This window comes from Ruegeria sp. HKCCD3925, from assembly GCF_057221175.1.
Genome location: NZ_JBWVBI010000002.1, coordinates 335,066 through 359,457 on the forward strand (window position 1 = coordinate 335,066; position 24,392 = coordinate 359,457).

A 24,392-nucleotide genomic window follows, 5' to 3' on the forward strand; every position below is an offset into this window, starting at 1 on the left:
GTCTTCGCATGAAACCCCGCGTCACCGGCATATTGGGCGGAATGGGCCCCGAGGCGACAATTCTGTTGCAGCAGCGCGTGTTATCCACGGTACAGGCGGCGGATGATGCCGATCACCTGCCACTACTGATTGACATGAACCCACAGGTGCCTTCCCGCATCGCGCACCTGATCGAGGGCAACGGGTCTGATCCCGGGCCGGTTCTGGCCGATATGGCGAGAGGATTGGAGCAATCAGGGGCAACCGCGCTTGCGATGCCGTGTAACACCGCACACCACTATGCGGCGCAGATAGAGGACGCCGTCTCGATCCCCTTTCTGAACATGGTAGACCTGTCCGTGGATCAAGCGGCGCAGCTCCTGCCTTCTGGCAGCCAGGTCGGAATTCTTGCCTCCCCAGCGCTGCGAAAGGTCGGAATTTTTGACGCCCCCCTGAACCGCGCCGGATTTACCGCAATCTGGCCCGAGGATGAAGACAGGATGCTCGGCACGATCCGCCACATCAAATCTGAAGGGCCAACCGGCGCTGCACTCAGCACACTTTCCGACGCTGCTAACGCCCTTTCGGGCCGGGGTGCCGCGCTTTTGTTTGTGGCCTGCTCCGAATTCTCTCTACTCACCCGCGACTTGCCCAAAAGCGTTCCGATCATCGACACCGTCGATGTTCTGGCGGGCGCTATCCACTCCCACTCTCTGACGCGTTGAGGTTTCCCATGGCCGTCTCTTATCTGAAAACCGCCCTGCCCCGCCCCGACGCAGAAAATTCGGATATCCGCGATATCGTCGCAATCATGCTCTCCAATATCGAGCGCGAGGGCGAAGAGGCCGTTCGGCGCTATGCCGGAACGCTCGATGGCTGGACAGGAGAGTTCGTGTTGACTGATGAAGCGCGCAAAGCCGCATGTGACCGCGTGCCTGAACAGGTCAAAGACGACATCCGCTTTGCCCATGCCAATATCCGTCGATTTGCCGAAGCGCAGATGACCACGGTGAGCGAATGCGAGATCGAGGTGATGCCCGGCCTGATCGCAGGTCAGAAACAGATCCCGATCGCTAGTGCGGGATGTTACGTTCCTGGTGGTCGGTATAGCCATATCGCAAGTGCGTTGATGACGATTACCACGGCAAAGGTGGCTGGGGTGTCCCACATCACGGCGGTCTCGCCACCGCGTCCCGGTGCGGGCATCCCCGATGCAATAGTTTATGCGATGGACCTTAGCGGTGCAGATCTGATCCTGAATTTGGGCGGAGTTCAGGGGATTGCTGCGATGGCCCATGGCTTTTTTGGTGCGCTTCCTGCCGACATTCTTGTCGGTCCCGGAAATTCCTATGTCGCCGAGGCGAAACGGATGCTGTTTGGTAAGGTTGGCATCGACATGTTTGCAGGTCCAACCGATACCTTGGTAATTGCCGATCACACAGCATCGATCGAGACCGTCGCCTGGGATCTGGTGAGCCAAGCCGAGCACGGCGTCGATAGCCCTGTCTGGCTTGTCAGCACCGATAAAGCTCTGGCCCAGGGCGTTATCGCGCGCGCCGATGCCCTGATCGACAGTCTTCCCGAGCCGAACGCTAGTGCAGCGCGCACGGCATGGCGCGACCGGGCCGAGATCATTCTTTGCGACAGCCGCGACGAGGCTGCCAGGGTCGCCAATAACTACGCGCCCGAACATCTGCAGGTGATCGCCGAGGACCTGGATTGGTGGCTGGACCAACTGACCACCTATGGATCGCTGTTTCTGGGTGCCGAAACAACAGTGCCCTTCGGCGACAAGACGTCCGGGCCAAATCATGTTTTGCCGACAAGCGGAGCGGCCCGATATACCGGCGGTCTGTCAGTGCATAAATTCACCAAAACGGTGACATGGCAGCGCTGCTCAGCGCAAGCCTCGCACGAGCTTGCTGAACGCACTGCTAGGATCAGTCGGATGGAAGGCATGGAAGGCCACGCACGCGCGGCAGAAATGCGATTGTCTAAAGTGTGCTAAATCTGGCCCAAGGATGCTGTTGATTAGTCAGATTCACCGCATCACGAACGGATCGGGGATCGGATCGTCGCTTGTGCGCAACCAGACCGATTTGACCCGTGTGTAATCAAGCGCCGCCTGTAGGCCCCCTTCGCGCCCGTGGCCCGACAGTCCATGACCTCCGAATGGAGCAATCGGGCTGACAGCGCGATATGTGTTAACCCAGACAATGCCAGCCCGAATTCTGCGGATCATTCGATGTGCGCGGGTCAAGTCTTTGGTAAAGACACCCGACGCCAGCCCAAACGCGGTGTTGTTGGCTATTTGTATCGCCTCCGCTTCGGTCCCGAAACTGACGACCGAGAGGATCGGACCAAAGGCTTCGCGCGTCAGACAGGGCGCATCAGGCGCGTCCGTACAATCAATGATTGTCGGTGGAAAATAGTGCCCCTCACGGTCCAAAGGTTGCCCACCCGCTATCACGGTAGCCCCTGCCGAGACGGATTCAGCAACCAAATTTGCCGCTGTCACAAGCTGAGCCTGAGTGCACAGCGGGCCAACTTCGGTCTTTAGGTCATCGGGCGCCCCGATCACGATCTCACCCGCTTTTTCGGTGAGCCGGGCCAGAAACTCATCTTTGATCTTATCAGAGATTACCAATCGCGATCCCGCCACGCAGCTTTGCCCGGTAGCAGCAAAGATCCCCGAAACCTGCGCGTTCACAGCACTTTCGATATCGGCATCTTCGAATACGATGAACGGGGATTTTCCGCCCAGTTCCAACGAAGTCGAAGCGAGGTTTTCAGCCGAGTTGCGCACGATATGGCGCGCGGTTTCCGGGCCGCCTGTAAAGGCAACATGATCGACATCCGGGTGACTGGTCAGAACGGCGCCGCATTCCGGCCCGAAGCCGGTGATGACGTTCAGAACTCCGGGCGGGAAGCCTGCCTGATCGAAAATACGCGCGAATTCCAGCATCGGGGCCGGACCATCTTCGGATGCTTTCAGAACGACTGTGCAACCGGCGGCAAGCGCCGGGCCAATCTTGACCGCAGACAGGAACAGTTGCGAATTCCACGGCACTATGGCGGCCACCACACCAACTGGTTCTCGGCGCAGCCAAACCTCCATGTCGGGCTTGTCGATCGGCAGGTGCGCCCCTTCGATTTTGTCCGCCAATCCGGCATAGTAACGGTAGTAGTCCGCGACATAGGCGATCTGAGCAGAGGTTTCGCGAATGATCTTGCCGGTATCGCGCGTTTCAAGCTCGGCTAAGGTCTGAGCATTTTCGGCGACCAGATCGGCCAGCCGGTACAACAGTTTACCACGCGCCGTTGCCGTCATGGTCGCCCATTCGGGGGCATTCAGCGCTGAACACGCAGCCTCAACCGCGGCGTTCACATCATGTGTTCGGGCCTCAGGCATTTTCGCCCAAACGGTGCCCGTCGCGGGATCAAGGCTGTCGAAATGCGCGGTCCCATCCGAAAACGTGCCGCCGATATAGTGCTGAAACTGCCGCATTTTCTCTCCTTAGGCGAAGGCGGGCATGACGTCCGCGATGAACCGCTCTAGCGAGGCTTTCTTGCGCTCAAAGCTCATCCCACTGTCGATCCAGAAAGAATACTCATCATATCCAAGATCGCTATAGCCCTTGAGGCGTTCGATTGCTTTGTCGGGCGTGGCGATCACATTGTCCCGGATCATCGCCTCGGGCGAATAGAAGGGATGGTTAGCGATGTCGTCATCGCTCAGCGTCTGGATCAGACCCTGCGACACAGGGCGTTCGTTTTTGAACCACGCGCCGAAATAGCAATAAAAGCGATTGATCTCTTCCGCCGCGCGACGGGCATCCGTCTCGTCCAAGGCGATGTAGGTGTGGTTCAACAGCATGATTTCGGGGCGCGGGACGTCATGGAATTTGGCACAAGCGGCATTGAACGTATCCATCAGCCGGGTAATCTCTTCGTCGCCCTGCCACAAAGGGGTGACCTGCACGTGACAACCGTTCGATACCGCAAACTCATGACTGTTGGGATCGCGCGCGGCAACCCAGATCGGTGGACCGTTTTGTTGCAGAGGCTTGGGTGAAGATGTGGTTGCCGGGAAAGAATGAAACTCTCCGTCCAGCGCATGATCGCCTTCCCAAAGACCCCGCACTGCCGGAACAAGCTCGCGCATACGCTGGCCTGCCTCCCAGGCGTCCAGCCCCGGCACCATCCGCTCGTATTCATAGCTGTAGGCGCCACGCGCAATGCCCAGATCCAAACGGCCATTCGTGATCATGTCCGTCATTGCGGCCTCTCCGGCCAGCCGGATCGGATGCCAGAACGGAGCGATAACGGTTCCGGTTCCCAGACGCACATTGTTGGTCTGGCGTGCCAGATCGACGATATTCAGGAACGGGTTCGGCGAGATGGTGAAATCCATCCCGTGATGTTCGCCGGTCCAGACCGCATGCATGCCGCCCGCATCAGCGATCTTGGCCAGTTCTATGAAGTTTTCATACAGCTCCTGCTGGTCCTGATCGGGAGAGGTGCGTTCCATATGAACGAAAAGCGAAAACCGCATGTCAGTGACCTCCTCGTGTAATCGGGCGAACCTCGCCGCTGTTCTTGTTTCCGTAGTAAATGCCAAAATCTCCCAGCCGGGATTCCTCGGACAATCGTTCCAGCATGGTTCGGGTCGCCGTGTCGGTTACAGTGCCAAAGGATACGACATCCAGCGGGACGAAATTACCTTTCTTCGGCTCACCATCTGCGGCCTGACACAGAAACGCGATGTGTTGACGCTTTTTCTCTGCATCCTCGTAAACCGAATAAACAAAGCCCGGCTCTGCGGTCAGCCCGGTGGCCTCAATCAATTGTTCCAATGCCGCTGAAACACCTTCTGACCCAACCACTGCCTCGGGCGGTGCAAGCGCGCCGTCACCAGCATCGATCAACAGAACCTCACCTGCGCGTTCGATCAAGGCTGAGACGATCAGGCCGGTGTCCTGCATCAAGGCACCAGCAGCTGTTGATGGTGTTACATAGGCCCCCCTGACATATCCGAGACCGGGTGCCGGAGTATTGTCGAAGGCTTTGACCTCGCCGATCAGGATCACATGATCCCCCGCTTCGACGGTTTTGTGCATAGCGCAGTCAAACCAGGCCGACGACCGATCGATCAACGGCGATCCCGCAGGTCCACGCCGCCACTCGACGCTGGCAAACCGGTCTTCGACGGGCCGGGCAAAGGTATTGGATATCTCGATCTGTGTCTCTGACAGGATATTGACGGCAAACCCGTCTGCGGCAATCAATGCTTCATAGTTCTTTGAACTGTTGGCGAGACAAACCAGCACAAGCGGCGGGTCTAGTGAGACGGATGTGAACGAGTTCGCGGTAAACCCGATCGGGTTACCTTGGGTATCATGCGACGTAACCACGGTGACGCCAGTCATGAACGCTCCAAATGCATTTCGCAGCGTGCGGGGATCAAGCGAGGTCATTGCGCAATCCTTTCTTCGGCGGGCTGGCCGAGCCATTCAACCAGATGCGCTGTTACTTCATCGGGTGCTGTCAAGTTCACCATATGTCGGTGGCCTTGGATCACAACGGCCCGACCGTTTTGAACTGCTGCGGCCATAGCTTGTGACATAGCCGGGGTTGAGTTCGAGTCTCCGTCGCCGGTGAGCGCTAGAAACGGGCACGAAATCAGATTCATCTTGCTGGCGTAGGTGGCATCGCCCCGCGCAAAAGCGGAATAGGCGATGGCGTAGCCTCGTTGATCCACAGACCCAAGCCACGACGCCACCTGCGCACGGGCAGCCAGATCACCCGGACTGTCACCAAACCAGCGCGACAACGGCGTTTCCAGATCAACTCGACCCGCGCTGATTTCAGCGGCCCGTTGGATGACTGCGGCGCGGGCTGAGGCATCGCGACAGAAGACGCCGTTCAACATAGCAACACGGCTAGTGATGTCGGGGTGCTCCGCCGCAAAGCCGGCGGCAATCAGAGCCCCCATTGAATGCCCGATGATTGCGACCGGAGCCAGATTCAATGCGTCGACAACATCATGCATCCAGCCAACAAAATCCGGCAATTGGCTTCCAGATGACAGACGGTCACTGCCTCCATGCCCCGGCAGATCAACCGCAATTATACGGCAATGCTGGCTCAGCGTGTCAAACTGAGGGCCCCAGGCCGCAGATTGCATGCCAACGCCATGGATCATAAAGACCGGTTGCCCTTCGCCCGCCTCTCTGAACGCGACTGATCGGCCCGAGTTAGACAGCTGCAGGGTTGTCAACGTCATGACCAAGTTCCTCGATGTCCTGATAGCGATCCCCGATCCGGTGGTGCGGCCGCCCTCCAATCGATGCACCCAGTGCAATCAGAATCTCATCTGCCGCAGGTGCATCTGCAACCGAAGTCTGGATCGTAAGGTAGTGAGAGCGACGACCGCCATCATGTTTGTCCATCAAGGGGATCAGCAGCGGCGCATTGGCTGGGCCGCGCGTATTGCAGAAGGAAAGGTAGGATTTCGCGCCGACTGCTTTGCGATAATGATTGCCAAAATGCAGCGTGTGGATCAGGGCCGACGCATGCTCGACCTCTCCGTTCAAGCCCACAATCGCGGATTTTCCATAGGCTTCGACCCGGTCGCCGCCACCTGAAGCATCCAAAATCATTTTGGTCAGCAACTCCCCCAATCCGGGGGCGCAATCGCGGATCGCGGGGCCAAGATCTTCGACAAAACCCTGACCAGCCCAAGGGTTCCGAATGACAGCCATTGCGGCAATTAGCTTCAGCGGAGTGTCCGCCAACTTACCACCCTCGATCAGAGTGTCTTCGACATGCAGAAGCGTTTTTCGAATTTCGGCGGACATGGTGATTCCTTTGGCAAGCCTTTGGTCGAGAATATGGTATACCATAATACGATATGTCAATCATACTTGTTCCGGATCCGTACCACAGATATGAAAGCGTCGATGATGAACACCGACTCCACCCTGCAAAAGATCGAAAAAGCACCGCAAACCTTGCGGGATATCGTGCAAGCCCGCCTGCGCGAAGCGATCATCGCCGGGCATTTTGCCCCCGGTGAGCGGCTTGTTGAACGCCCGCTTTGCGATCAGCTTGGTGTCAGCCGCACCGTCATCCGCGAGACGATCCGGTTTCTGGAAGCCGAAGGTTTGGTTGAGATTATCCCCAACCGCGGGCCAATCGTCTCGACCCTCAGCTGGGACCAAGCGCAGCAAATCTATGACATCCGCTTACAGCTAGAAGGCTCAGCCGCCGCCGCCTGTGCACAAGCGCATGAGACAGGTTTCGCAAACGATCTGGGCAAGGCATTGAAAGCAGTGGGCGCGGCGCAGAATGACACCGAATGGTCAAATCTGCTACAGGCCACAACTCGCTTCTATGAACTGATTTTTCTACAGGCTGGGCACAGCATCGCCTGGGATGTCGTGCAACGTCTGAACGGCCGGATCAGCCGCCTGCGGGCCTTGACCCTCGCAGCGCGGAATCGAGAGCGTTCTGGGATGAGCCACATGACTGCAATCCATGATGCCATCCTCAGTGGTGATCCTGCCAAAGCCCGAAAAGCAGTCGAAAGCCATATCGCGGATGCTGCACAGACCGCGCGCGGCTTTTTGGAAAGCTCTGAAACCTGAGTGCTCGGCAATTGAGCCAGAATTCCAAGATTCTGATATCAAAGCTCTCATTATCTGCGTAGATTTGCCGGGAATGCCCTGATCTCACGAAAGCACCGGAATGCCGCGTCAGTCTACTCCGAAAGACCTCAGCCTCAAATGGCTGGAACTGTTTCAGATATGCGCGCAGAAAGGGTCGCTGCAGGCGGCCTCAAAGGAAACAGGGCTGACGATAAGCACCGTTTCCCATCACCTGCGCAATCTCGAAGACCATCTGGGCGTTGAGCTGTTCAACCACACCCGCAGACCCATGGTTCTGACCCCGAAGGGCCGGGTCTTCCTGCGCAATATCGACGATGCGCTGCACCTGATCCGAAAGGCCAAGGCCGAAGCGTCTGCAGGAAGCATCACCGAGGCCAGCTATCTGCGTTTCGGCACGATCGAAGACTTCGACAGCGACATCATTCCAGAGCTGGCGGTCTATCTATTCGCGAATATGCCCGCCTGTGATTTCATGTACCACACGGATTCCAGCCACGCGATTATCGACATGCTGCGCGACAGGCAGTTGGATCTGGGGATTTCCACTACTCCTAGCGAACGTATGCGCGATCTGCAGGATCGCCCCCTTCTGCGCGATCCATTTGTGATCGTTTTGCCTGCGGTGAGTGACAAGTCTTTGCAAGACATTGTTGAGGGTCGAACTAAATTGCCGTTTCTACGATATTCCAGCAATCTGATCATCGCGCGCCAGATCGAGTCCCAATTACGCCGGATGGGGATTTCGTCCTCTCACAGGTTTGAATGCAGCAACAATCAGACGTTGATGTCGATGGTGTCCTCCGGTGCGGGTTGGACCATCACGACGCCGCTGCTGTATTCTCGGGCAAAGCGGTTCCAATCAAAGCTGTGCATGCACCCGTTTCCGGGCAAGAGCTTTGCACGCACACTGGCGCTGGTCGCGACGCCGGATTGTTCAAGATCAGTGATTGAGCTTGTGGATGCCAAAACCCGATCACTGATCAATGACCGCATCATTTCACCACTGCGCGATGATACCCCGTGGCTGACGGATAGTTTCAAACTTATCGAATAGCACTGGATCAGCCTTCAAAGAATGTTGAAGCGATCTCGGATTTGCCGATCCTGTTCGTCTGACAGGTATCTTGGCGTATGGGTCTGCAAAATTTCTTGCGCCCGATGTCGCGCGCGGCTCCAGGCATCTTGCGCTCCGTTTTCTGCCCAGGTTCGCGGCTCGTCCCTGTCTGCGAGTGAGGGATAAAAGTAATCCCGTTCCATGGCCGCAAAAGTATGCTGACCACCCAGAAAATGGCCCTCGCCCAGAACTGCTTCGCAGATCGCGTCAAAGCCCAGATTCTCGTGTGTCACCTCTATGCCCCTCAAAGCGCGGTAGGTGTACGAGTGCATCTCATCATCCAGCACGAACGCCTCAAAACTTGCACCCAGCAACGAGGCCGTCATGCCCGAGCTTTCATAGATCAGATTACCACCTGCCAGCGCTGCCGACATTGAGGTCAGTCCCTTTTCCATCCCGTATTGAGCGTCGATCGCCTTGGCATCAGACATCGAACAGGCCACACCTGAAGGCAGCCCAAGCCAATTTGATAATTGTGCTGATGCTGCATTCAGGACAGCCGTCTCTCCGCTGCCACCTGAGAACGCGCCGGTCCGAAGGTCAATCACCAGTGGCCAATTCGAAAAGACCATAGGAAACCCGGGCTGGATCGCGTGGACCATTACTAGACTCGCAAGAGTTTCTGCCAATGACTGCGCCAGAAAACCAGCCAAGGTCGCTGGTGCAGTCGCGCCGGCCTGAGCAGCGGTGATGCAAGAAATCGGAATATTGTGTTCGATGCAGGCGTAGACCACATCCACCGCGTCTTCGCCGTAGCGCATCGGCGAGATCACCGGGCTTATATGTGCTTTCATGAACGGGCGTTTTGCGAATTCACCGGGTCCCCCGGCTGCGATATCCAATATCTCAACAATTGGCGCAACGTGCTGCGCCAATGTAAATGACGTCGCGGTGGGCTTGGAGGTATTCTTCAACAGCGCATAGACGGTGTTCACATCCAGATCGAAGGTTTCCTCCAGATCGGTTGCAACGCAACAGCGGGTGAACCAGCTGACATTTGGCAAGACATCTTGAAGACGCGTGAAATCATGCAAGTCCTGCAAGGTTGAAGGCCGATAGCGACCACTGCGCAGATCAAGCGTCTGAACCGCCGCCCCTCCGGTTCCGAAATAGACGCGATTACCGCCAACTTCGATGGATCGGGCTGGATCACGCCCGTGCAGAACGAAGGTCTTGGCGGCCTGATCAATCGCCTGTTCCACAAGTTGAGGCGAAAAAAGTATCCTCCCCTCCCCGCTATCTTGCGCCCCAACCGCCAACAAATCAGAACGCAAGCGATCCGGCACCTCGCCGATCCCCAGCTTCTCAAGAAGATCCAGAGCTGTGTTGTAAATCCGCTCAAGCTCAACCCCAGTCAAGGGTTTGTAAGTGCCTCCCGGTTGACCTGGCGGACAGGGGTCGAGCGCAGGCTTTTCAGCCCGCTGTGCGATACGTCCTTTTCGACCGGACCTTTTCGCCTGCGGCGCAGCCATTTGTGATCCTCCAACCGCATCAGGTTGATCAATTCAACTAAACGTCTAAAGCCAATTTCAACCGCATTCGAATTACTACGAGTTAATGAGCTATTATTTTCGATTTTTTACGTAACAATATCCAGCCGCTTGTGAACCAACTGACAGAACAGGCTAATCCCCAAAAACTACGTACCGGAGGGTCCTTGATGAAATCGCGCACTAAAGTGGTCGTCATTGGCGGCGGTATCGCCGGCTGCTCGACTCTGTATCACTTGACCCGTGAAGGTTGGTCCGATGTGGTGCTGGTCGAGCGCGATGAGTTGACCAGCGGCACAACTTGGCATTCGGCCGCGCAGGTGACCAATTTTGGCATGAACCAGACCATGGTTGGTCTGAAGACCCACTCGATCAACCTGTACAAGGAACTGGCCGAGGATCCGGACTATCCTATCAACTACCATCACGGTGACGGCGGCATCCGGCTTGCAAATACGCCTGAGCAGATGCAGGGGTACCATCATTTTGCGTCTATGGCGCGCGGAATGGATGTGCATTTCGAGGTCATAGATGCAGAGGAATGCGCCCGCCGGCACCCGTTGATTTCCACCGACAACCTTCTCGGTGGGCTATGGGATCCGCTAGATGGCGACATCGATCCGGCTCAACTGTGCCAAGCTCTGGCGCGCCGTGCTCGCAAAGCCGGGGCCGAGGTTTATCGCAATACTCCGGTCACAGGACTGACACAGCACAAGGACGATACCTGGACGGTTCGCACGGAACACGGCGATATTGATTGCGATATCGTAGTTAACGCTTGTGGTTATCGGGTCAACGAAGTGGGCGCGATGATGGGCGTGCACCACCCTGTCGCTTCAATGGAGCATCAGTATTTTCTGACAGAAGAAATCGCATCGATCCGCGACGCAGGCCATCGGATGCCCCTGCTGCGCTGTCCGATCAGCGACTATTATTGTCGGCAGGAGAAGAACGGCTTGCTGGTCGGCTTCTACGAGCAGGATTGCAAAACCTGGGGCATGGACGGGATCGATCCGAATTTTGTGAACGCGCTGTGCCCTGACGATCTGGACCGTGTGACGGATGTGCTGGAAGGTGCCTTCGCACGCATGCCTGCACTGATGGATGTCGGTATTCATACAGTGGTGAATGGTCCGATCACCTACACAATTGACGGCGCACCTTTGGTCGGGCCGATCCCCGGAAAGCGCAATGCTTTCTGCATCATCGGCCTACGCGCAGGTCTAGGTGAAGGAGGAGGCCACGGCTGGCTGCTGGCCCAACAGATCGTTCATGGCGAGGCCTGTTATGACACGTGGTGCCTTGATCCGCGTCGGTTTACCGGCCACACAAATGTGGAGCTGACCGCGCTGAAAGCCATCGAAGATTACCAGAATGAATTCCGCTTTCATTTCCCGCACGAACACCGGCCTGCCGGTCGCCCCGCCAAAACCACACCGCTGACCCCGATCCTTGCAGCAGAAGGGGCTGAATTTACAGCGGTCAACGGTTGGGAGCGGGTCGACTACATCAAGCCTGCACCAGATTTTCACCCAACGCTGAGTTTCAGTTTTGATGAGACCTTCGACGTCGTGGCAGCGGAAATCAGAAACCTTCAAGAAAATGTCGGACTGGCCGAAGTTAACGGCTTCAACCGGCTGGAAATCACCGGAACCGATCGGCATCGGTTTCTGGATCGGATGATGTGCGGCGCGGTGACAAAACGCGACGGGCGGGTCGGCCTTGGTTATCTGCTGAACCACCACGGGATGGTCAAAGCCGAGGCCACCATCGCCAACCTTCCCGCGAGTGATCGCGGCCCGGCACGGGTCTGGTACGGGTCCGCCGCCGCCAGCGAATACCATGATATGGACTGGCTAAAGGCGCATCTGCATGATGGCGAAGATGTGCAAATCCGCTCACTCACCAATGATCAGACAATATTAGTGCTGGCCGGACCCAAATCGCGCGACGTGCTGTCCGCTTGTGCTCGAGGAGACTGGTCGCGAGAAGCTTTTCCCTGGCTGTCAGTTCGCGAGTGCTTTGTCGGGTTCGCGCCAGCAACTGTATTGAATATCAGCTTCTCAGGGGAACTGGCCTACGAGATACATGTCCCGAACGCCTCACTATACGCGGCCTATCTGGCGCTCAGAAAAGCTGGCGAGACGCATGACTTGAAATTATTTGGTGCTCGCGCCGTCGAGTCCATGCGGATGGAGAAAGGGTTCTTGCACTGGAAAGCCGATCTGCTCACAGAGTTCGACCCGTTTGAGACCGGTTTGGATCGGTTCGTGAAACTGACCAAAGGCGATTTCATTGGCCGAAACGCGTTGCAGAGACGCCTTGAGAACGGGCCTCAAAAGAAACTGGTGAGCCTGAAAATCGAAGCAACCAAAGCACCGGCGCATGGTGGAGCCTCCCTGATGTTGGACGACATGGTTATTGGCACAATCACGTCAGGTGACTGGGGCCACAGAACAGGGCTAAACCTTGCTTACGGCTTTGTGAATCCGGAATTTTCCGAACCCGGCAGCCGAATGCAACTTGACCTGTGCGGAGAAATGATTGCTGCCGAGGTGATTGCGCCGTCCCCGTATGACCCGGACCTCTCACGCGTGCGAGGCTAAACCCAAAGTTACTCCCCGTTTCGATAGGCTGTTGGTGTCTGCCCGAATTGCATCCGGAACGCCCGCGTCATTGCGCTTGGGTTCTCATACCCGCAGCGGCTGGCGATCTCGGCCACGGACTGCTGGGTCTCGACCGCAAGTTTACGCGCCAAATTCAGACGCAGGCGACGATAGAGCGCCTGCGGTGTTACACCCAGCTCGGACAAAACCCGGGTCTCAATCTTCTTTTGAGAGCACCCGAGCTGACGAGCGATATCCTTTATCATTACTGGCGCATCCAACGTGCCCTGCATGACGCCCAGCACCCGATTCACCAGCCTGTCTTCGGATTTCATCTGTGGTGAAGCAGCACTTGGTTCACCACGGTTCATCAGAAGATGCGCCACCTCCATCGACAACAGCGGCCCGTGATCCGCGAGAATCAGCGCAGTCGCCAGATCATAAGCAGCCATCGCGCCTGAGCAGGTGATCCGGTCCCGGTCAATCACAAAACGTTCCTGCACGACCTCGACATCGGTAAAAGTTTCTTCGAACCGGGAAAGTTCATCCCAGTGAATGGTCGCGCGATGCCCTTCCAACAGTCCCGCGCGCGCGAGCAACCAACTCCCTGTGTCCAGACCAGCCAGTTTGCGATGACGGGTCGCGGCCCTGCGCAAAGCGCGATGAGTATCGGGAACCGAGTGTTCCAGATACCCATAAGACGGCATGACAACCAAAGCATCACCCGCCTCAATGCCCATCGCTCCATGCGGCGCGACCTGCAACCCGCTGGAACTTTGGACAGGCGCACCATGGGGTGAATAGAACTGCCAGGCATAGAGATGCTGACCCGCCAATGTATTTGCCGCGCGCAATGGCTCAACCATGTTGGCGAGGCAAAGGTTCGAGAACCCGTTGAACAGCAAAAAGTTATAGATCTGTGTCAAGTTTTTCTAACTCGGCATGATATCGTACGATTACTGCATGTCATCGTGTCAGGCAATTACGTTTCATTGCCAATCAGACATCAGGGGAACGCGTCATGCAATTTGGCTTAACCGAAGAACAGGAAATGATCGTCTCAACAGTGCGGAGCTTTGTTGAGAACGAGATTTACCCCTACGAAGCTGAGGTCGAACGCACCGGACAGGTGCCGCAAGAGCTGGGCGACGAAATCAAGCGGAAATGCATCGAACTGGGATTTTATGCCTGTAACTTCCCCGAAGAAGTTGGTGGCGCGGGTCTCTCGCATCTTGATTTCACTCTTGTCGAACGCGAGCTCGGCCGAGGTTCGATGGCATTGACCCACTTCTTCGGTCGCCCGCAGAATATCCTGATGGCCTGCAACGCCGACCAGCGTGAACGCTATTTGTTGCCTGCCGTGCGTGGCGAAAAGATGGATGCTCTGGCTATGACCGAACCTGACGCGGGGTCAGATGTTCGGGGCATGAAATGTCAGGCCGTACGCGATGGAGGAGACTGGGTCGTCAACGGTTCGAAACACTTCATCTCGGGCGCGGAGCACGCGGATTTCTTCATCGTATTCATCGCAACAGGTGTGGATGAAACTCCCAAAGGCCCTAAAAAGCGGATCACTACATTCCTCGTAGATCGTGGTACGCCGGGTTTTGAAGTGCGCGAGGGGTACAATTCAGTCAGCCACAAAGGCTACAAGAACTATATCCTGTATTTTGACAATTGCCGCCTGCCTGACACACAGGTTCTGGGCGAGGTCGATGGCGGTTTCGCCGTGATGAACGAGTGGCTCTATGCAACGCGCCTGACGGTTGCTGCTTTTTCGGTCGGGCGCGCGCGGCGCTGTTTTGATTATGCGCTGAACTACGCGGCTGAGCGCAAGCAATTCGGCCAGCCGATCGGTAAGTTTCAGGGTGTCGGCTTTCAGATCGCCGACATGATCACCGAGATCGACGCTGCTGACTGGCTGACGCTCGCGGCCGCATGGCGACTGGATCAGGACTTGCCCTCAAATCGCGAGATTGCCTCGGCCAAGCTTTATGCTTCGGAAATGCTGGCAAAGGTCACGGATACGACGTTGCAAATCTATGGTGGTATGGGTCTGATGGATGACTTCCCGATCGAACGGTTCTGGCGGGATGCGCGTGTAGAACGTATTTGGGATGGTACGAGTGAAATCCAGCGGCATATCATCAGTCGTGATCTGCTGCGGCCCCTGGGTGCCTGAGGACCGAATGAGCAAGGATATCTCCCGTCTTCTACGCCCGGAATCCATCGCGGTGATCGGCGGCGGCGCGTGGTGCCAGCAGGTTATCCTGCAGTCGGAACGCATGGGCTACGCAGGGAAAATCTGGCCTGTCCATCCCAAGGCGGATGAAATTGCCGGGCACAAGGCCTACGCACGGATTGAAGACCTGCCATCGTCCCCGGACGCGGCCTTTGTTGGCATCAACCGTCACGCCACTGTTGAGGCCGTTCAGGTTCTGTCAGACATGGGCAGCGGCGGCGCAGTTTGCTTTGCCTCTGGCTTCTCGGAAGCTGCAGCCGAGGATCAGGCAGGAGGAGATCTGCAATCAGAGTTGATCAATGCAGCAGGCAGCATGCCCATTCTTGGGCCAAACTGCTATGGCTTTATCAATGCGCTTGATGGTGCGCTATTGTGGCCCGATCAGCATGGAGCTGCTCGAGTAGATCGAGGCGTTGCCATTCTGACCCAGAGCTCCAACATCTCGATCAACCTGACTATGCAGAAACGAGCTCTGCCGATTGCCTATATGGTGACTTGCGGGAACATGGCGCAGACCAGTCAGGCTGAGATCGCGATGTCGCTGATCGATGATCCACGGGTCACTGCCGTCGGTTTACATATCGAGGGCTTCAAGGATATCCGCGAATGGGAGGCCCTTGCTGCCAAGGCACATCGGAAAGGCGTGCCTCTGATCGCACTTAAGGTGGGTGCATCCGAACAGGCGCAAGCAGCAACAGTTTCTCATACCGCCTCACTGGCAGGGAGCGATGCGGGTGCGCAGGCTTTGCTAAACCGGCTGGGCATCCCGCGCCTGTCCTCGCTGCCCGAGTTTCTGGAAACCCTGAAATTGTTGCATTGTTATGGGCCTTTGCCGGGGGGCAACATTGCTTCGATCAGCTGCTCGGGCGGCGAGGCCAGCCTGATCGCAGATATGGCGATCGGCACTGACCTCAGATTTCCAGAACTGTCCAGAGACAAGCAAACCCGATTGCGCGATGCGCTTGGTCCGATGGTCGCACTAAGCAATCCACTCGATTACCACACCTATATCTGGCGCGATGAAGAGGCGATGGCGAACGCTTGGGCCGGAATGACTGGCGACGACATAGATCTGACATTCACGATCGTTGATTACCCGACCACCGATCCCACAGATTGGGCCGCTGCCACGCGTACAGCACAAAAAGTGCGGGCAGATACGGGTGCGCGTTTTGCCGTGGTTTCTACCCTGCCCGAATTGCTACCTGAGGATGTAGCACAAACCCTAATGGAGGCCGGTGTGGTACCCTTCATGGGTCTCCGCGAAGCCCTTTCTGCCACGCGTGCGGCGGGTCAGGTCGCCGTACCTGCAAGCGCGCCAGTCTGCTTGCCGGGTACGTCTGATGTCAAGCATACGCTGTTCGAAGCCGAGGCCAAGCAAGCTCTGGCTGCCTATGGTTTGCGCATCCCTCGGAACAGGTCCGTTCGTGGCGCAAAGGAAGCCCTCAGCGCGGCGCAAGAAATGGAAGCGCCATTTGCTGTCAAAGGCGTCGGCCTTGCCCACAAGTCCGAACATTCCGCTGTACGATTGAGGGTTCAGGCTGCCGATGTGACAGGTGTGGCAGCGGATATTGGAACCGATGAGATTCTGATCGAAGAGATGATCACGGGTGCGGTGGCTGAAATCCTAGTCGGTGTGGTGCGGGACCCTGCCCATGGCTTTGTGCTGACAATAGGGGCCGGTGGTGTCTTGACCGAAATATTGCGCGATACCACCTCTCTTCTGGTCCCGGCAACATCCGACAGTATTCGCGCTGCTCTCGGCGAACTAAAGATCGCGTCATTGCTGGCAGGCTATCGCGGCCAACCAGCGGCTTATATGGATGAAATCGTTGCCGCCATTCAGGCCGTTCAAGACTATGTAATGCAAAATGCCGAAACGCTCGGCGAGGTCGAAATCAACCCGCTTCTCTGCACGCCCACCCGGGCGGTGGCGGTGGATGCGCTTATCAGAAAGGCCTGAGAAATGGACCCGATCAAGACCCGCCGTGACGGCGCAATTCTCGAAGTGACGCTGGATCGGCCAAAAGCCAATGCGATCGATCTAGCTACCAGCCGCATCATGGGGCAGGTATTTGCCGAGTTTCGCGATGATCCCGAACTGCGCGTCGCGATCTTGACCGGAGCAGGTGATAAATTCTTTTGCCCTGGCTGGGACCTGAAGGCAGCCGCCGAAGGCGATGCCGTAGATGGAGATTATGGTGTCGGTGGCTTTGGCGGTTTGCAGGAGTTACGCGATCTGAACAAACCGGTCATCGCGGCCATCAATGGTATTGCCTGTGGTGGCGGACTCGAGCTTGCGATTTCCGCCGATATGATCCTGGCCGCTGAACACGCAACTTTTGCCCTGCCTGAGATTCGATCCGGAACCGTTGCAGATGCGGCGAGCGTCAAGCTACCCAAACGCATTCCCTACCACATCGCGATGGAGCTATTGCTGACTGGACGCTGGTTCGATGCCGAAGAAGGTCGGCGTTGGGGCTTGGTCAATGAAGTCCTGTCTGCCGATCAACTGATGGATCGTGCCTGGGAATTGGCGCGTCTGCTCGCCTCGGGTCCTCCGCTGGTTTATGCTGCGATCAAAGAGGTCGTGCGCGAAGCTGAAGACAGCAAATTTCAGGACGCCATGAACCGCATCACCAAGCGCCAGCTGCGCACCGTCGATATCCTCTATTCCAGCGAGGATCAGCTTGAAGGCGCAAAAGCCTTCGCTGAAAAGCGTGATCCGGTCTGGAAAGGAAAATAAGTTCAAAACACCGCTGCCTTCATCGCATTGGCGCAGTTTTGCGCCAATCGCTCAGCTAAGCTTGTTTTTTGTCAGAACACACTTTTACTATCCTGCAATTCAGGCCACAGCTACTTTAACTGGAAGAAGGAATGTCAAAGCGGCCCGATGCAGGACAAGAAAACAGAACCAGAACTTGAGATCGGGCGCACCCTGCAGCGTTTGCGACAGGAACGTCAGCTCACGGTGACCGAACTTGCTGCGCAGTCAAAGGTTTCCGCGCCCATGATCAGCCGAATCGAAAATGGTCATGTTTCGCCGTCCCTTAGTACCTTACACGCGTTGGCAGATGCACTATCTGTCTCTCTGATGGCGATGTTCAGCCATACCGACACGACCTCGGATGTGCATCACGTTCATGCGGGAACCGGGTTGCCGTCGCGGCGTATCACACCAGACCATGCCCATGACTATCTACTGCTCGGCAAACACAGCGGGCCTAGCGGGTCATTCCAATCCGCACGCATCCGCATCTCAAAACAAGACCAACGCAAGTTGCCTAACTATCAGCACGAAGGCTACGTCTTCATCTACATGATTGAAGGCAGCGCCATCTATGGCTGTGGGACCGAAGAGTTCCAGATGTCAGAAGGTGATACGCTCAGCTTCGACGCCAAGCTCCCACATGGGGTACGGGTCATCCTGTCAGACGAAATTGAATTCGTGACCGTGTCGACGCGACCGCATTGATCTTTGCAGATGCCCTAGGCTCCACGCCGCGTTTGGCATCCGATCAGACTGAAACACGCGAACACTACTGCAGCAACACAAACAATGGATGGCCCTGCAGGCGTATCAAACATGTAAGCAGCCCGTAGCCCGGCGATTGCGGAGAATGCGCCAATCGCCGCCGCAATCAATGCCATCGCTTCCGGAGATCTGGCCAGGCTGCGCGCAGCCGCCGCCGGGATGATCAGCATTGCAGCAATCAGTAGAACACCTACGACCTTTATCGCCACGGCCACTGTAACTGCCAGAGACAGCGTCAGGATCAACTGCTCTCGCTTGGGGTCAAAGCCGCTAGCATAAGCCAACTCTTCATTCATGGTCGCCGTCAAAAGCTGCGACCAGCGCCATACGATGAGGGCCACTACAAGCGCTGCGCCACCCCAGATCACAACCAGATCGGTGCGTGACACCGCCAGAATATCACCGAAGAGATAGGCCATCAGGTCGATGCGAACACCGGACAGGAACGATACGGCGACTAGACCGAAGGCAAGTGCAGAATGTGCTAGAACACCCAGCAGTGTATCCATCGCGTAGCCACGTCCGGACAACAGTGTCACGGTAAGTGCCATTGCAAGCGCAACAGCTAGCGCCCCAGTAAAGACGGACAACTGAAACGTCAGCGACAAAGCGACACCCAGGATTGCCGCATGGGCGGTGGCATCCCCGAAATAGGCCATTCGACGCCAGACAACAAAACACCCCAGTGGTGCCGCAGCAAAAGCAACGCCAACACCTGCAAGCGTCGCGCGCGTCATGAAATCATCCAGCATTATTCTGCGGCTTCCTGAGAGGTTTCACAGTGACCGTGATCGTGATCATGGTCGTGATCATGGCGATAAAGGGCCAGTGCGCCTCCGGTACCCGTTCCGAACAGGGCCCGATATTCCGGGGCCGAGGCTACGACTGCGGGGGACCCTTGGCAGCACACATGACCATTGAGGCAGATCACCCTGTCAGACGCGCTCATGACCACGTGCAATTCATGGCTGATCATCAGTATGGCGCATCCGGTTTCACGCCGGACCTCCTCGATCTGACGATAAAACGCCGCCGACCCCGGTTGGTCGAGACCCTGAGTGGCTTCGTCCAAAAGCAGAACGTCGGGCCGATTGATCAACGCTCGCGCCAGCAAAACGCGCTGAAACTGTCCGCCTGACAATTGCGACATTTGGCGCTTTAGCAGATCCGGCACCCCAGCAGTTTCAAGCGCTTCTGTACATTGAAGCCTAGAGACACGATCCGTCAGACGCATGAATCTTTCGACTGATATCGGCAGGGTCGGATCAATGTGCAGTTTTTGGGGGACATACCCGATTTTTAGCCCAGGCTTCAGTGTAACCTTACCTTCCGCAGGCTTGGTCGCGCCAATGACGGCACGCAACAGGCTGGTCTTTCCCGATCCGTTTGGACCAACGATCGTCACGATTTCACCAGCCTCAATCGTCATGCCGACATGGCGCAGAACGGTATTCGCGCCATAACGCACGCTGAGATTTTCAACGGTGATCAGGGTCATGTCTACGCCTTCTCGGTGCAGTCTGGGCAGAGTCCCTCGGCTTCTACAACGGTTCGCTCGATTTCGAAACCCGCCGCGCGCGCGGCTGCGCCGAGGACGCCATTGGACGGTGCCGACTGAGCTTCGGCGACAGCGTCGCATTTTCTGCAGATCATGAAGGCCGGGGAATGGACCTCTCCGGGATGAGAGCAGGCCACAAAGGCGTTCAAACGTTCAATCTTATGGACGAACCCGTACTGGACCAGAAAATCCAGCGCGCGATAAGCCACCGGCGGCTGCGAGCCAAAACCGGCTTCGCGCAAACGATCAAGTATAGCGTAAGCCCCAAGCGACTTGTGATCTTGCAACAGCATTTCAAGAACTTTTCGCCGCACAGGGGTTAGCCGCAACCCTTCTTCCCTGCACCGAGCATCCGCTGTGGCCAACGCCGTTTCGACGCAATTCTTGTGATCATGCTCCTGAAATCCTACCAGCGCATCTTCACCAACCGAAATGGAGTGCATCTCACTTGTCATGTTATACCATATCATATATGCCGCTCGTAACGTTATAAAATCACACAGAGGGTCTGATGTCCAGAAAGCTGCTCCCACTATCGATTACCGCTGCATTGATGGGCGGAACCGCCATGGCGGATGCACCCAAGGTTGCGGTTGACATCGCACCCGTTCACTCACTCGTGGCCCGGGTGATGGAGGGGGTAGGAACGCCTGAATTGATAGTGCAGCCCGGTGCCTCGCCACACGAATACAAACTTCGTCCGTCAGAAGCAGCCGCACTGCAAGAGGCAGATCTGGTATTCTGGATTGGCGAGGACCTGACCCCGTGGATGGAAGGCGCTGTCGAGACGCTCAGCGACGGGGCGACTGTTACGGTGTTGCTTGAGTCGGACGGAACGGTTCTGCTCGATTTCCGTGAAAGTGCTTTGTTCGAAGCGCATGACCATGGCGACGACGAAGATCATGGGGATGACAATCATGACGATCACGACCATGCTGAGGATGATGGTCATGATCACGACGACCACGACGATCATGCAAAAGACGATGACCACGATCACGAGGATCATGCCGAGGACAAAGAGCATGATGATCATAATCATGACGAAGAGCATGCGGATGAGCATGACCACGATGATCATGAGGACCACGCCGGACATGACGACCATGAGGGCCACGCGCATGGCGAACATGATCCGCACGCCTGGCTCTCTCCGGTCAACGCAGAAATCTGGCTGAAAACGATCGCGGCGCAGCTTTCTTCGGCTGACCCAGACAACGCAGGTGCTTATTTTGCAAATGCGGCAGCTGCGCGTGAAGAAATGGCTGCTTTGTCTGCGGAAGTGGCCGAAACGCTGTCGCCGGTCAAAGGTGGCAGCTTCATCGTGTTCCACGATGCCTATCAATATTTCGAAGATGCCTTTGGCTTCCCGGCCTCGGGTGCAATTTCCCTCAGCGATGCGACCGATCCAAGCCCGGCAAGGATCGCCGAAATTCAGGGGCGTATCCGCGACGAAGGTGTGGATTGTGTCATGGCTGAACCCCAGTTCAACCCCGGAATTGTCGCAACCGTTCTCGACGGCACCGAAGCTAAAACCGGCATCATGGACCCGCTGGGATCTGATCTGGAACCCGGAGTAAATCTGTACCCGCAACTCATCCGCAATCTGGCCAAAACACTGTCTGAGTGCCTTTGACTCAATCAACAGCCTGGTTGGGAGTTGGTTCTGGCCAGGCTGAAATCAGACAGAGTTCTCCGCTCATCGTTCCAACAAAGTCATCAGTATTCGGCTACCGGCCTCTCTAAGCTGTCCAATTTGGCGGCTAAGCTGCCGGCGCAAGTCAATCATCGCCAGCGGACTTTCGATGCCGCGCTCGACCAGAGGTTGGATCACGCCAATCTATTCCTCCAGAAACGCCGCCTCCACACCTGTACGGTCGGGAAGATCAAATTCTTGTCCGGATATCTGAGCCTCAAGTCTCGCGCGCGACGCGATCGCAATCGCCTGTCGCGGCCTGCCAATCGCCTAGATCACGCCACGAATACGAACGGGAAGGGCAGATCGACCAAAGCAACCAGCGAGGCAGACGTAAAGAAATCCCTCACGACTTCAAAGTCCTGAAGGATCGAGGCCATGCGTCCATTCTGCCCGCCCCGGGCTTTCATTATAAGCGCCATCAACTGATTGAACAGCCGCTCGGTGATCTTCAGGTCCGCCCGTTTTCCCGCTGCATCGATGAACCGTGTCCGCAATTTCTTGATCAGGAAATCGAACAACAGTGCAAGGCCAACTCCGACGACCAGAGCCAGTAAGCTATCAACCACTTCGTTTGGCAGATTGGGGTCATGAACGACCATGGTGAACAGCGACGTCGTCGGCCCAAGCACACTTATCACCATCGCGGCCAACATATTCTGAATGTAGACCACGCGCAGATCGCTGAACGCAGACCAAAACCATTGGCCTTGCGGGGCAGAGCGGTCCTCGTCCGAACGGCGCGAGCATTATGCGCGCAATATCCTGCGCGTCTTGCGCAGTCGTGTTTCCTGTCGCCGCCAGATCTGAGGTTCGCTGAATCCGGTGCTGACATCGATCGCAAGAAAGCGTCGGTGTCTTCTCGATCCAGAACCACTAAAGGTTGAACATCTGGGGCAAACGCCAGGACCAGAAACAAGTACAGGTCCAGTTTGAGTAACCGCGCTTTCCCAAAACCTGACTGTAGCCCACCGCTTCCACTGCGCTGACGGCCTAGGCGACTTCATCGCCCGAGAACACCCGAAAGATATCCACCTCGGACAAACCGAGACCCAAATGCTCTGTCAGTAGTCGGAGGTGCGTATTCAGCGGGTTAGTCGCAGTCGGGTTCACGACGGATATCACAAGGTTGGATCGGTCGGCTGTGCAACACCCAACGCGTCCAGGATATCGCCCGTGACCGCCAGCACGGCATATTCTGCACGACGTGCCTGAGCCTCAAGCTGGATCACCCGAACCTGCGCAAGATTCAACTCGCGCAACGCATCCAATATCTGTACCAGCGTGCTGCGCCCGATATCAAACTGTCCACGAGCTGCATCCAGCGCTTGCTCATTGATCTCGACAGCGCGCCGGGCTGTGGCGAGCCGTCGCTGGATTGAATTGGTCTCTTCCAAGGCCTGGGAGAGATTACGTTGCAACTCGCGCCGCAATTCTTCTTCATCAGCCCGGCTTTGTTGAAGATTCGCCCTTGCGGTTTCGACATTGGCGCGCGCGGATCCCCCTTGGTAAATCGGGACCGTTACACCCAATCGGGCCTGCACACCGTCGTCGATACTGCCCTGGTCGAAATCTGTCTCAAGAATCGCAGAGAGTGTTGGGCGGGTCGCTCGTTCGGCAACCACGACCTCTTGTTCACGCACTTGACTGAAGGCGACCTGAGTACGCAGACGCGGGCTGCGTGCAACCATTTGCTGCGAGGTGGCCGCTGCCAGAATGGGTGCGGGGGGGATGGTCGGAATAGCACCGGGTCGCGTTCCGAAGACTTCGACCCATGTTGCCGTCGCCAGTTCCACATCCGTCTGAGCCTGCGCTAATTCTGTCTCGGCATTAGACTTCCGCCCCTGCCCCGCCAGCAAATCCGCCACCGACCCCGCCCCGGCATCAAAACGGGACTGGAGGTCGTTGACCAAAACGTCCGTACGATCCAGATTCTGCAGGGCTTGTTCTTCGAGGCGGCGATTTCGATCCAGATCAATTATGGTTTCGATGGCCTCGAAGCTCAGCGCGCTCAGCTCTGACAATTCGTTTAACCAGGTCTGCCGGGCTTCAATCTGACGCAAACCCACACGACCCGAGACTTTGCCACCATCATAGATGATCTGGCTAAGCCGCAGGATCGGTACTGTATCCCCATCGGACGTCAGGGATGTCTCGGCCTCGATCTGCGGCAGGAACGCGCCTTGCTCGGCATCAATGCGGGATTTCGAAGCCAGAACGCTGGCGGCTCCGGCTGCGGTGGTGGGCGATGTCGCGACAGACCTTCGCACCAACTCAGCGAATTCAGTGCGTGCGACATTTCCCTTCAGGTTATTCCCCCCCGATAAGGGGGCGGGGGCTGGTGTCGCCCCGGGATCAAAGGACTTGGTTCCCTGTAAATCCTGACTGCAGCCCGCCAAAATAATAGTGGCTATCACAACCGACAACCATGCCCTCATCCCGCTAAAGCTCCTGATTTCAACTCTGAGATAAGCAACAAATTTCCAGTCAGTTAATCGTGGA

22 protein-coding genes are annotated in these 24,392 nt (G+C 56.7%); 10 read left to right on the top strand and 12 right to left on the bottom strand.

Annotation, left to right across the window (positions count from 1 at the left end):
* Window positions 1–8: 8 nt before the first annotated feature.
* Window positions 9–704, top strand: coding sequence for a cysteate racemase (cuyB, locus tag AC2TEM_RS06420; protein WP_170422868.1), 696 nt, complete (start codon window positions 9–11; stop codon window positions 702–704).
* Between the two features lie 8 nt (window positions 705–712).
* On the top strand, window positions 713–1,987 hold the full coding sequence (hisD, locus tag AC2TEM_RS06425; protein ID WP_170422870.1) for a histidinol dehydrogenase: 1,275 nt from the start codon (window positions 713–715) through the stop codon (window positions 1,985–1,987).
* 33 nt (window positions 1,988–2,020) lie between these two features.
* Here the strand turns inward: hisD and AC2TEM_RS06430 are convergent, their stop codons facing one another.
* From AC2TEM_RS06430 to AC2TEM_RS06450, 5 genes are read right to left on the bottom strand one after another with little or no spacing between them, the layout of a single operon-like run.
* On the bottom strand, window positions 2,021–3,487 hold the full coding sequence (locus tag AC2TEM_RS06430) for an aldehyde dehydrogenase (protein ID WP_170394391.1): 1,467 nt from the start codon (window positions 3,485–3,487) through the stop codon (window positions 2,021–2,023).
* 9 nt (window positions 3,488–3,496) lie between these two features.
* Window positions 3,497–4,534, bottom strand: coding sequence for an LLM class flavin-dependent oxidoreductase (locus tag AC2TEM_RS06435; RefSeq protein ID WP_170422872.1), 1,038 nt, complete (start codon window positions 4,532–4,534; stop codon window positions 3,497–3,499).
* 1 nt (window position 4,535) lies between these two features.
* Window positions 4,536–5,456 (bottom strand): flavin reductase, encoded by a 921-nt coding sequence (locus AC2TEM_RS06440; protein WP_170422874.1) that lies wholly within the window; start codon window positions 5,454–5,456, stop codon window positions 4,536–4,538.
* Window positions 5,453–6,265: an alpha/beta fold hydrolase gene (locus AC2TEM_RS06445; RefSeq protein WP_170422876.1), complete on the bottom strand. Its 813-nt coding sequence runs from the start codon at window positions 6,263–6,265 to the stop codon at window positions 5,453–5,455. Before AC2TEM_RS06445 ends, AC2TEM_RS06440 begins: the two co-directional genes overlap by 4 nt.
* A complete protein-coding gene (locus tag AC2TEM_RS06450; protein ID WP_170422877.1) occupies window positions 6,237–6,839 on the bottom strand; it encodes an amino acid synthesis family protein in 603 nt (200 codons plus the stop codon). Before AC2TEM_RS06450 ends, AC2TEM_RS06445 begins: the two co-directional genes overlap by 29 nt.
* Before the next feature lie 102 nt (window positions 6,840–6,941).
* Between AC2TEM_RS06450 and AC2TEM_RS06455 the strand changes: the two genes are divergently transcribed.
* The gene (locus tag AC2TEM_RS06455) at window positions 6,942–7,628 is read left to right on the top strand and encodes a GntR family transcriptional regulator (protein WP_170422879.1); all 687 of its coding nucleotides are present in this window, start codon (window positions 6,942–6,944) and stop codon (window positions 7,626–7,628) included.
* Between the two features lie 100 nt (window positions 7,629–7,728).
* Window positions 7,729–8,703 (top strand): LysR family transcriptional regulator, encoded by a 975-nt coding sequence (locus AC2TEM_RS06460; RefSeq protein ID WP_170422881.1) that lies wholly within the window; start codon window positions 7,729–7,731, stop codon window positions 8,701–8,703.
* A gap of 14 nt (window positions 8,704–8,717) precedes the next feature.
* Here AC2TEM_RS06460 and AC2TEM_RS06465 read toward each other — a convergent pair whose 3' ends face one another.
* A complete protein-coding gene (locus AC2TEM_RS06465) occupies window positions 8,718–10,235 on the bottom strand; it encodes a trimethylamine methyltransferase family protein (RefSeq protein WP_170422883.1) in 1,518 nt (505 codons plus the stop codon).
* Window positions 10,236–10,423: 188 nt separating this feature from the next.
* Here AC2TEM_RS06465 and AC2TEM_RS06470 point away from each other — a divergent pair, with 188 nt between their 5' ends.
* A complete protein-coding gene (locus AC2TEM_RS06470; protein WP_170422885.1) occupies window positions 10,424–12,859 on the top strand; it encodes a GcvT family protein in 2,436 nt (811 codons plus the stop codon).
* 8 nt (window positions 12,860–12,867) lie between these two features.
* On the opposite strand, the gene AC2TEM_RS06475 is transcribed toward AC2TEM_RS06470, so the two are convergent.
* Window positions 12,868–13,785 (bottom strand): GlxA family transcriptional regulator, encoded by a 918-nt coding sequence (locus AC2TEM_RS06475; protein ID WP_170422887.1) that lies wholly within the window; start codon window positions 13,783–13,785, stop codon window positions 12,868–12,870.
* Between the two features lie 95 nt (window positions 13,786–13,880).
* Between AC2TEM_RS06475 and AC2TEM_RS06480 the strand changes: the two genes are divergently transcribed.
* The 4 genes from AC2TEM_RS06480 (at window position 13,881) to AC2TEM_RS06495 (ending at window position 18,576) form a co-directional block, all read left to right on the top strand.
* Window positions 13,881–15,041, top strand: coding sequence for an acyl-CoA dehydrogenase family protein (locus tag AC2TEM_RS06480; protein ID WP_170422889.1), 1,161 nt, complete (start codon window positions 13,881–13,883; stop codon window positions 15,039–15,041).
* A gap of 7 nt (window positions 15,042–15,048) precedes the next feature.
* Window positions 15,049–17,064 carry an acetate--CoA ligase family protein gene (locus AC2TEM_RS06485; protein WP_170422891.1) on the top strand — a complete coding sequence of 672 codons (2,016 nt, stop codon included), beginning with the start codon at window positions 15,049–15,051 and terminating at the stop codon, window positions 17,062–17,064.
* Between the two features lie 3 nt (window positions 17,065–17,067).
* Window positions 17,068–17,847 carry a carnitinyl-CoA dehydratase gene (locus AC2TEM_RS06490; RefSeq protein WP_170394356.1) on the top strand — a complete coding sequence of 260 codons (780 nt, stop codon included), beginning with the start codon at window positions 17,068–17,070 and terminating at the stop codon, window positions 17,845–17,847.
* 147 nt (window positions 17,848–17,994) lie between these two features.
* Window positions 17,995–18,576, top strand: a complete 582-nt coding sequence (locus tag AC2TEM_RS06495; RefSeq protein WP_170422893.1) for an XRE family transcriptional regulator — start codon at window positions 17,995–17,997, stop codon at window positions 18,574–18,576.
* A 14-nt stretch (window positions 18,577–18,590) separates the two neighbouring features.
* Here the strand turns inward: AC2TEM_RS06495 and AC2TEM_RS06500 are convergent, their stop codons facing one another.
* The 3 genes from AC2TEM_RS06500 to AC2TEM_RS06510 are packed head-to-tail and all read right to left on the bottom strand — an operon-like array spanning window position 18,591 to window position 20,649.
* Complete coding sequence (locus AC2TEM_RS06500; RefSeq protein WP_170422895.1) at window positions 18,591–19,388, bottom strand: metal ABC transporter permease; 798 nt, start codon at window positions 19,386–19,388, stop codon at window positions 18,591–18,593.
* Window positions 19,388–20,134, bottom strand: a complete 747-nt coding sequence (locus AC2TEM_RS06505) for a metal ABC transporter ATP-binding protein (protein ID WP_170407697.1) — start codon at window positions 20,132–20,134, stop codon at window positions 19,388–19,390. Before AC2TEM_RS06505 ends, AC2TEM_RS06500 begins: the two co-directional genes overlap by 1 nt.
* Window positions 20,135–20,136: 2 nt before the next feature.
* Window positions 20,137–20,649, bottom strand: coding sequence for a Fur family transcriptional regulator (locus AC2TEM_RS06510; RefSeq protein ID WP_170818196.1), 513 nt, complete (start codon window positions 20,647–20,649; stop codon window positions 20,137–20,139).
* A gap of 56 nt (window positions 20,650–20,705) precedes the next feature.
* Here AC2TEM_RS06510 and AC2TEM_RS06515 point away from each other — a divergent pair, with 56 nt between their 5' ends.
* On the top strand, window positions 20,706–21,830 hold the full coding sequence (locus AC2TEM_RS06515; RefSeq protein WP_170422899.1) for a metal ABC transporter solute-binding protein, Zn/Mn family: 1,125 nt from the start codon (window positions 20,706–20,708) through the stop codon (window positions 21,828–21,830).
* A 335-nt stretch (window positions 21,831–22,165) separates the two neighbouring features.
* Here AC2TEM_RS06515 and AC2TEM_RS06520 read toward each other — a convergent pair whose 3' ends face one another.
* Both AC2TEM_RS06520 and AC2TEM_RS06525 read right to left on the bottom strand, forming a co-directional pair.
* Window positions 22,166–22,564 (bottom strand): 6TM ABC transporter family protein, encoded by a 399-nt coding sequence (locus AC2TEM_RS06520; protein ID WP_170422901.1) that lies wholly within the window; start codon window positions 22,562–22,564, stop codon window positions 22,166–22,168.
* Between the two features lie 447 nt (window positions 22,565–23,011).
* On the bottom strand, window positions 23,012–24,160 hold the full coding sequence (locus AC2TEM_RS06525) for a TolC family protein (protein WP_480856040.1): 1,149 nt from the start codon (window positions 24,158–24,160) through the stop codon (window positions 23,012–23,014).
* Window positions 24,161–24,392: the final 232 nt, after the last annotated feature.

Excerpts from the sequence above, each read along its gene's own strand:
- cuyB (WP_170422868.1), top strand. The coding sequence starts at position 9 with ATGAAACCCCGCGTCACCGGCATATTGGGCGGAATGGGCCCCGAGGCG.
- hisD (WP_170422870.1), top strand. The coding sequence starts at position 713 with ATGGCCGTCTCTTATCTGAAAACCGCCCTGCCCCGCCCCGACGCAGAA.
- AC2TEM_RS06430 (WP_170394391.1), bottom strand. The coding sequence starts at position 3,487 with ATGCGGCAGTTTCAGCACTATATCGGCGGCACGTTTTCGGATGGGACC.
- AC2TEM_RS06435 (WP_170422872.1), bottom strand. The coding sequence starts at position 4,534 with ATGCGGTTTTCGCTTTTCGTTCATATGGAACGCACCTCTCCCGATCAG.
- AC2TEM_RS06440 (WP_170422874.1), bottom strand. The coding sequence starts at position 5,456 with ATGACCTCGCTTGATCCCCGCACGCTGCGAAATGCATTTGGAGCGTTC.
- AC2TEM_RS06445 (WP_170422876.1), bottom strand. The coding sequence starts at position 6,265 with ATGACGTTGACAACCCTGCAGCTGTCTAACTCGGGCCGATCAGTCGCG.
- AC2TEM_RS06450 (WP_170422877.1), bottom strand. The coding sequence starts at position 6,839 with ATGTCCGCCGAAATTCGAAAAACGCTTCTGCATGTCGAAGACACTCTG.
- AC2TEM_RS06455 (WP_170422879.1), top strand. The coding sequence starts at position 6,942 with ATGATGAACACCGACTCCACCCTGCAAAAGATCGAAAAAGCACCGCAA.
- AC2TEM_RS06460 (WP_170422881.1), top strand. The coding sequence starts at position 7,729 with ATGCCGCGTCAGTCTACTCCGAAAGACCTCAGCCTCAAATGGCTGGAA.
- AC2TEM_RS06465 (WP_170422883.1), bottom strand. The coding sequence starts at position 10,235 with ATGGCTGCGCCGCAGGCGAAAAGGTCCGGTCGAAAAGGACGTATCGCA.
- AC2TEM_RS06470 (WP_170422885.1), top strand. The coding sequence starts at position 10,424 with ATGAAATCGCGCACTAAAGTGGTCGTCATTGGCGGCGGTATCGCCGGC.
- AC2TEM_RS06480 (WP_170422889.1), top strand. The coding sequence starts at position 13,881 with ATGCAATTTGGCTTAACCGAAGAACAGGAAATGATCGTCTCAACAGTG.
- AC2TEM_RS06485 (WP_170422891.1), top strand. The coding sequence starts at position 15,049 with ATGAGCAAGGATATCTCCCGTCTTCTACGCCCGGAATCCATCGCGGTG.
- AC2TEM_RS06490 (WP_170394356.1), top strand. The coding sequence starts at position 17,068 with ATGGACCCGATCAAGACCCGCCGTGACGGCGCAATTCTCGAAGTGACG.
- AC2TEM_RS06495 (WP_170422893.1), top strand. The coding sequence starts at position 17,995 with ATGCAGGACAAGAAAACAGAACCAGAACTTGAGATCGGGCGCACCCTG.
- AC2TEM_RS06500 (WP_170422895.1), bottom strand. The coding sequence starts at position 19,388 with ATGCTGGATGATTTCATGACGCGCGCGACGCTTGCAGGTGTTGGCGTT.
- AC2TEM_RS06505 (WP_170407697.1), bottom strand. The coding sequence starts at position 20,134 with ATGACCCTGATCACCGTTGAAAATCTCAGCGTGCGTTATGGCGCGAAT.
- AC2TEM_RS06510 (WP_170818196.1), bottom strand. The coding sequence starts at position 20,649 with ATGACAAGTGAGATGCACTCCATTTCGGTTGGTGAAGATGCGCTGGTA.
- AC2TEM_RS06515 (WP_170422899.1), top strand. The coding sequence starts at position 20,706 with ATGTCCAGAAAGCTGCTCCCACTATCGATTACCGCTGCATTGATGGGC.